This window comes from Silvimonas terrae (assembly GCF_014202765.1).
Lineage (GTDB): Bacteria > Pseudomonadota > Gammaproteobacteria > Burkholderiales > Chitinibacteraceae > Silvimonas > Silvimonas terrae.
Window position 1 is genome coordinate 131,820 of the sequence record NZ_JACHHN010000012.1, and the last position, 6,470, is coordinate 138,289.

Here is a 6,470-nt window from a genome sequence, read left to right on the forward strand (position 1 = left end):
AGGAAGGGGATTGCATGTTTTCAGGCATAAAACAGTTCATATCCGGCGCGCAGATTTTGTTCGTCGCCTTTGGCGCGCTGGTGCTGGTACCGCTCTTGACCGGGCTGAACCCGGCCATGGCACTCCTGGGCGCTGGTGTCGGCACGTTGATGTTCCAGTTGCTGACCGGCCGGCAGGTGCCCATTTTTCTGGGCTCATCCTTTGCTTTTATTGGCCCGATCATTTTTGCCATGCAAACCTGGGGTCAAGCCGCCACGCAGTTTGGCCTCTTTTTTGCGGGCTTCATGTATTTCGTGATTGCCAGCATTATCAAATGGCGCGGCATGGCGCTGATTGAGCGCCTGCTGCCGCCGGTGGTGATTGGTCCGGTGATCATGGTGATCGGTTTGTCCGTTGCCGTGGCCGCATCCGGCATGGCGATGGGGCAGGGCGGCGGCAAACAACTGGTGGAATACGGCCCGTCCATTTTCCTGGCTGCGGTTTCGCTGGCGACCACCATTGTTGTGGCGGTATTTGCCGGTGGCATGCTGCGTCTGGTCCCGATCTTGTCTGGCGTGATTGTGGGTTACATCGTCGCCGCATTCATGGGCGAAGTGAACTTTGCCGGTATTGCCGCCGCCCCGTGGTTTGCCGCTCCGCATTTTGTCCATCCGGAAGTGAACTGGGCCGCCGCGCTGTTCATGCTGCCGGTGGCGATTGCCCCGACCATTGAACACATTGGCGCGGTCATGGCTGTGGGCAAGGTGACTGGCAAAGACTACACGGTGAAGCCAGGCCTACACCGTACGCTGACTGGTGACGGTCTGGGCGTATGCTTTGCCGGCCTGATCGGTGGCCCTCCCATCACCACGTATTCCGAGGTGACCGGCGCGCTGATGATTACCCGCAACTTCAACCCGGTGATCATGACCTGGGCCGCCGTGCTGGCCGTGATCCTGGCGTTCTTTGGCAAGTTCAACGCCATTTTGCAATCCATTCCGCTGCCGGTTATGGGCGGCATTATGGTGCTGTTGTTCGGCACCATTGCCAGCATTGGTCTGAAGACGCTGATCGATGCCAAAGTGGACCTGATGGCGCCGCGCAATCTGGTGATCGTGGCCGTGATTCTGACCTGCGGGATTGGTGGTCTGACGCTGAAACTGGGCGCACTGAACCTGGCTGGCGTGGGTCTGGTGAGTATTCTGGCGATTATCCTCAACCTGGTTCTGCCGCAGGATAAGCAGCAGGACGGGATTGTTGAGGGGCAGGATGTTTGATCCTGAGGCATGTTTTATGGCTGTGATGTAAACAAAAAGCCCGACTGGCATGTCGGGCTTTTTGTTTTTGGGATGGGGCGAATGGGGTTGTTTGTTACGTATGGCGGGTCTGGTTCAGGTCGGTGTGGGTTGTTAGCGCCTTCGGCGCTGTTGTTTTGATGCCGGCCACCGCCGGTATCAAATGCCTTTCAAACCCGCGCCGTTCAGGCGCTAACACACATTGCAGTGGTGGATTGTCGCGTTGCTCTGAATCCACCCTACATTACCCGCAACAATATAAACCAGGTCCGCCACCCCGGATTCCCGCTCCGCTCCATCCGGGCTACCTGGAAGCACCTGCCAGCTTCAGCAGAACCGCCTTTTCCTGCGACACCTCCACCTCATATATCAATCCATTTGCAAATGAGAACGTTTATCATTAATATATCGCCCAGATAAAACCACAATAGCGGCCACCGTGATCCGGCGCCCGCACAGCCAATCGCAGGGTTCGTTCTCAAGATGCTGATCTTTCTTGCCATTTTGCTCACCGTAGCCGGTGCCGCGGCGGTGTATGTCACCGCAGGCAACCAAAGCATGCTGCCGCAACGCGCCGGTGCCACGGCGCGGCGTGCGGGGTGGGCCGTCATCCTTGTGTCTTTGTGCTTCTGGATTGAAGAGTTTGGCGCAGGTGCAGGCGTGTTTGGCGCATTGGTGACCCTGATGCTGAGCTGGATCGCATTGCCGTTTCTGGCATTGCTGCCGGTCTTCAAGACCGCCCTGGGGGCTCGCTGATGTGGGCGCGTTTTTCAGCCGGTGCAGTACTTGGTTTGCCGCTGGCGTTTCTTGCTACCGGTCTTGTCAGCCACCTGTGGGTGGCGGGTTGGGATCAGGTCATTGTGCCGGTATTGCTGCTGTTCATGCCGGTGTGGGTGGGCATTATGGCGGGTAGCGTCATGTTCCGTTCTGCCAGACGGGCGTGGCTGATCCTGGCGGGCCTCAATGTGCTAACAATGTTGTTGCTCTGGGGGGCCCGCCATGCGCTGGCTTAAAGTGCCATCCGTCTCTGCGGCCACGCTGCGGCTGTATACCACCTTGCATACCTGGACGGGTCTGTTTGCCGGTCTGGCGTTGTTTGTCGCGTTCTATGCCGGTGCTATTACGGTATTCCAGGATGATGTGGCGATCTGGCAAAACGCCGCCAATCGCGGTAGCCAGATGGAAACCCCGGCCGATGGCCAGCGTTTGATTGAAAAAGTCATCGCCGCGCATCCAGACGCCAAGGCGCGCCTGAGCCTGCAATTACCGGAAGAAACCGGCGCGCATTATGTGGCCTGGTGGTTTGATACCGCCAAAAATGATTGGCAGAACGCCACGCTGGCGCATCTGGAAGGCAGCGCCAAACCGGTCTCCGATCTCACCATCTTTATCAATGCCATCCACTATTCGCTGGGTATTCCCGTGGGTGGGATCTACTTCATGGGCGTGGTTAGCGTGTTGTACGGCCTGGCGCTGGTGTCCGGGCTGCTGATTCATCTGCCGCGTTTGTCCAAAGACTTGCTGGCCCTGCGCGCGGGCAAGAATCTCAAGCGCTTGTGGCAAGACGCGCACAATCTGATTGGCGTGGTCAGCCTTCCGTTTCACATGATTTTTGCCATTACCGGCGCAGCGTTGTGTCTGTACGGCACCATCCTCATGGGGTTCAACTCGCTGGCGTATGACGGCCAGTTGATGGGCAAAATGAACAATGCGCTGGATGTGGTCAGTGGTGCACCAGCCGCCGGCAAAGCCGCAGCCATGCTGCCCTTGCCAGAGATTCTGGCGCGGGCCAAAGCACAACAGCCGGACTTTGATGCCACTGCACTGAGCCTGTTCAATTATGGTGACGCCAATGCCGAGGCGGCCGTGCATGGCAATTCGGAACGCTCGCTCGCGCCCTACGGCAATATCGGCGTGCATCTGGTCGATGGCCGCATTACCAACACCCAGGTGGCCCGTGAGCGGGACGTCAATCACGCCACCATGAGCGGCGCCTACAGCTTGCACTTTGGCTCTTTTGGCCATTACGCGGTGAAGTGGCTGTACTTTGTGCTGGGCCTGATGGGCGCATTCCTGTTTTATTCCGGCAATCTGTTGTGGATTGAATCGCGGCGCAAACACCGCGCGGCCGAGCAGGGGCGGGCGCCGTATCACATGGCGCAAGCGACGGTTGGCGTGTGCCTGGGCACGTGCATGGGCGTGTCTGGCGCCTTTGTGGCGGCGCAACTGGGCGCGGCATTGGGGCTGGATATCCCGGTGTTTGAGCGACTGGTGTGCTACAGCCTCTTTTTTGCCGCACTGGCAATCAGCTTCTGGTTGCCGCCAATTGTGGCGGCCACGCGTTTGCTGATGGCCACGGCCATTGTCACCTGGTGCGTTCCGCTGGCTAACGGCGTGATCACCGGTGACCAGATGTTGCTCACCCCATGGCGCGGCCAGTGGCAGGTGTTCGGCGTAGATGCCGTTGCCACCTTGCTGGGCTGCGCATTCATGTATCTGGCGTATCTGGTGCGCCAGCGCCAACGCAATGGCCAGGCCAATAGCGTCTGGGCCATGCAGGCCGCGCCACCCCGGCGGGTCGTCGCGGCCAATACCGCGTAAGTCCGAATCCCCCCAGGAACATGCCGGCGCCATAAGCCGGCTTCAGAAAGAAAATCAGGCCCGGCCGCCTACAGGTCAGGCACACCTTTACTTTGCACTCAGGGAAATTGCCATGTCATACCGTTCTCACCGCTTGCGGCCGACGGCGTTTGCTGTTGCCATTTTGTGCGCCGCACCGCACGTTTTTGCTGACGACAATGTGCTGTCCAACGTGAACGTCACCGCTACGTCGGATACCTCGACGCTGCAAAGCTACCGCGTGCCGTCGACCGGCACCGGCGCGCTGGGGGATCGTTCCGTGCTCGATACCCCGTTCTCTGAAACGGCGATCACTGCCAAACAGATTGCCGATCAGCAATCGAACCAGATTTCGGAAGTATTCAAGAACGATGCCTCGGTCACGGCCTATGGCAATGGCTATGCGGGTGAGTCCAGCGGCATCAGCATTCGCGGCATGCAGCTGGATGCCTTGAACAACGTCAAGATTGACGGTCTGGCCACGCCGGTCTGGGGCAGCGATTTGCCGCTGGAAGTGTTTGAACAGGTGGAATTGCTCAAGGGCTTGTCGGGCTTTATGTATGGTTTTGGCGCGCCCGGCGGCATTGTCAATTACGTCCTCAAACGCCCCACCAATGCGCCGTACCGCAGCGTGACACTGGGTTATGAGAGTGATGGCATCCTGAAAGCGGCGGCCGACATTGGCGGGCGCTTCGACGACAACCGCTTTGGCTACCGCGTCAACGCCATCCAGGAACAGGGCGATACAGCCGTAGACAGTGGCTACGTCAAGCGTTCCACCGTATCGGCGGCCATGGACATGCGCATTACGCCAGATCTGGTGTGGTCGGTGGATGCGCTCTACAACAAGCGCCACGTCGATGGCGCATATTACGGTGTGATTCTGGGGCAAGACTACGGCTTGCCGGTGGCAGAGCCGGTCAAGATCCCGTCGGCGCTGGATGGCAGCCAGCGTCTGGCTTCGCCGTTTACCGGTTACGAAACCAGCTACCGCGTGGCCGGTACTGATCTGGCATGGTCGATCAACCCGCAATGGGATGCGCGCTTCTCTTATCGTTATTCCTGGCAAGATCGGGAGAACCGCGACAGCGCCATTTTCCTGACCGACAACAGCGGCGGTTATTCTGAACTGCAGTGGGGCGGGTACTCCATCTACAAGTATCAGACCGCCCAGGCACAACTGAATGGTCACCTTGAAACCGGTAGTATCAAGCATGAACTGGTGATGGGCGTGGCCTGGCAACAGCAAGACTCCAACTACCCCAACCAGAGCGATAGCGCCGGTTCCGCTGAACTGGGGTCGGGCAATATCTACAACATGACGGTGTTCACCAATCCGGACACCTACTACACCAGTGCCACTTACCTGGAAAGCCGCACGGTGCAGAAGTCGTTGTTTGCCAGCGATACCGTCAAGTTCAATGACCAGTGGTCGACCATTCTGGGCTTGCGCTACAACAAGTTTGATCAGGAAAACTACGACACCACCGGCGCAACCACCAGTACCTATGATCGCTCGCCGGTGACGCCAACACTGGCGCTGATCTACAAGCCAGTGCAGCAGGTTTCCCTCTATGGCAGCTATGTGGAGTCGCTGGAGCAAGGTGGCACCGCGCCGGTCTACGCGACCAACGCCAACGAAAGCCTGCCGCCGCTCAAGAGCCGCCAGTATGAAGTGGGCGTGAAGGGTGAATACCAGAACTGGGGTGGTTCTGCCGCGCTGTTCCGCATCAACCGCGGTCTGGAGTTTGTCAACTCGTCGCAGACCTTTGTGCAGGATGGCCGCACCCGGTATCAGGGTCTGGAATTGAATGGCTCGGTCATCGTCGCCAAAAACTGGACACTGACCGGCAGCACCATGTGGCTGGATGCCGAGAATGTTGAAGCGTCATCGGATATCAACGGCAAGCGGGCCTACGGCGCGCCGCGCTTCCAGGCCAGTGCCAACGTGGAATACACGGTGCCGCAAATTGACAAGCTGTCGCTGCATGCCGGTGCCCAATACGTGGGTGACCGCGCGCTGGAAGCCGACAACAGCAATATCGCGCCGTCCTACACCTTGTACGACCTGGGTGCGCGTTACCAGACCGCCTGGAACAACACCAGGGTTACGCTGCGTTTGAATCTGGATAACGTGACCAATGAGAAGTACTGGCTGACGAGCTGGGGCTTCATCCTGAACCAGGGCGAACCACGCACGGTGAAGGCGTCGGCGCAGTTTGATTTCTGATGCGGAGTGAGGAGTGAGGAGTGAGGAGTGAGGAGTGAGGAGTGAGGAGGGGAAGGATGCATACCCCGGGCTCGTCATTCCGGTCCTCGGCGGCCCCCTTGAGCCGGAATCCAGGTGCAAACACTGGTGCCGAAGGCACTGCAAATGGTTTGTCCGTGCTTGCCAGAAAAAGCCCACCTGCGGCGGGCAGACTGGATTCCGGCTCAAGGCCGGAATGACGAAGTGGTGGTGTGCGTGAAAAGGAGGTTGCATCCGGCAAACCCGGACTTACACTCTGCACACCTCACACCTCACACCTCACACCTCACACCTCACACCTCACACCTCACACCTCACACCTCACACCT

The 6,470-nt window shown here is 58.8% G+C and carries 5 protein-coding genes; all 5 read left to right on the forward strand.

The window, feature by feature from the left end; translation table 11 throughout:
- Positions 1-14: 14 nt before the first annotated feature.
- The 5 genes from HNQ50_RS21480 (at position 15) to HNQ50_RS21500 (ending at position 6,123) form a co-directional block, all read left to right on the forward strand.
- The gene (locus tag HNQ50_RS21480) at positions 15-1,256 is read left to right on the forward strand and encodes a uracil-xanthine permease family protein (RefSeq protein WP_184103503.1); all 1,242 of its coding nucleotides are present in this window, start codon (positions 15-17) and stop codon (positions 1,254-1,256) included.
- Positions 1,257-1,757: 501 nt separating this feature from the next.
- Complete coding sequence (locus HNQ50_RS21485; RefSeq protein ID WP_184103506.1) at positions 1,758-2,030, forward strand: hypothetical protein; 273 nt, start codon at positions 1,758-1,760, stop codon at positions 2,028-2,030.
- Complete coding sequence (locus tag HNQ50_RS21490) at positions 2,030-2,287, forward strand: hypothetical protein (RefSeq protein WP_184103509.1); 258 nt, start codon at positions 2,030-2,032, stop codon at positions 2,285-2,287. Before HNQ50_RS21485 ends, HNQ50_RS21490 begins: the two co-directional genes overlap by 1 nt.
- Positions 2,274-3,875, forward strand: coding sequence for a PepSY-associated TM helix domain-containing protein (locus HNQ50_RS21495; protein ID WP_184103512.1), 1,602 nt, complete (start codon positions 2,274-2,276; stop codon positions 3,873-3,875). The genes HNQ50_RS21490 and HNQ50_RS21495 overlap by 14 nt, the downstream gene beginning before the upstream one ends.
- A 112-nt stretch (positions 3,876-3,987) precedes the next feature.
- On the forward strand, positions 3,988-6,123 hold the full coding sequence (locus tag HNQ50_RS21500) for a TonB-dependent siderophore receptor (RefSeq protein WP_184103515.1): 2,136 nt from the start codon (positions 3,988-3,990) through the stop codon (positions 6,121-6,123).
- Positions 6,124-6,470 lie beyond the last annotated feature (347 nt).

Excerpts from the sequence above, each read along its gene's own strand:
- HNQ50_RS21480 (WP_184103503.1), top strand. The coding sequence starts at position 15 with ATGTTTTCAGGCATAAAACAGTTCATATCCGGCGCGCAGATTTTGTTC.
- HNQ50_RS21485 (WP_184103506.1), top strand. The coding sequence starts at position 1,758 with ATGCTGATCTTTCTTGCCATTTTGCTCACCGTAGCCGGTGCCGCGGCG.
- HNQ50_RS21490 (WP_184103509.1), top strand. The coding sequence starts at position 2,030 with ATGTGGGCGCGTTTTTCAGCCGGTGCAGTACTTGGTTTGCCGCTGGCG.
- HNQ50_RS21495 (WP_184103512.1), top strand. The coding sequence starts at position 2,274 with ATGCGCTGGCTTAAAGTGCCATCCGTCTCTGCGGCCACGCTGCGGCTG.
- HNQ50_RS21500 (WP_184103515.1), top strand. The coding sequence starts at position 3,988 with ATGTCATACCGTTCTCACCGCTTGCGGCCGACGGCGTTTGCTGTTGCC.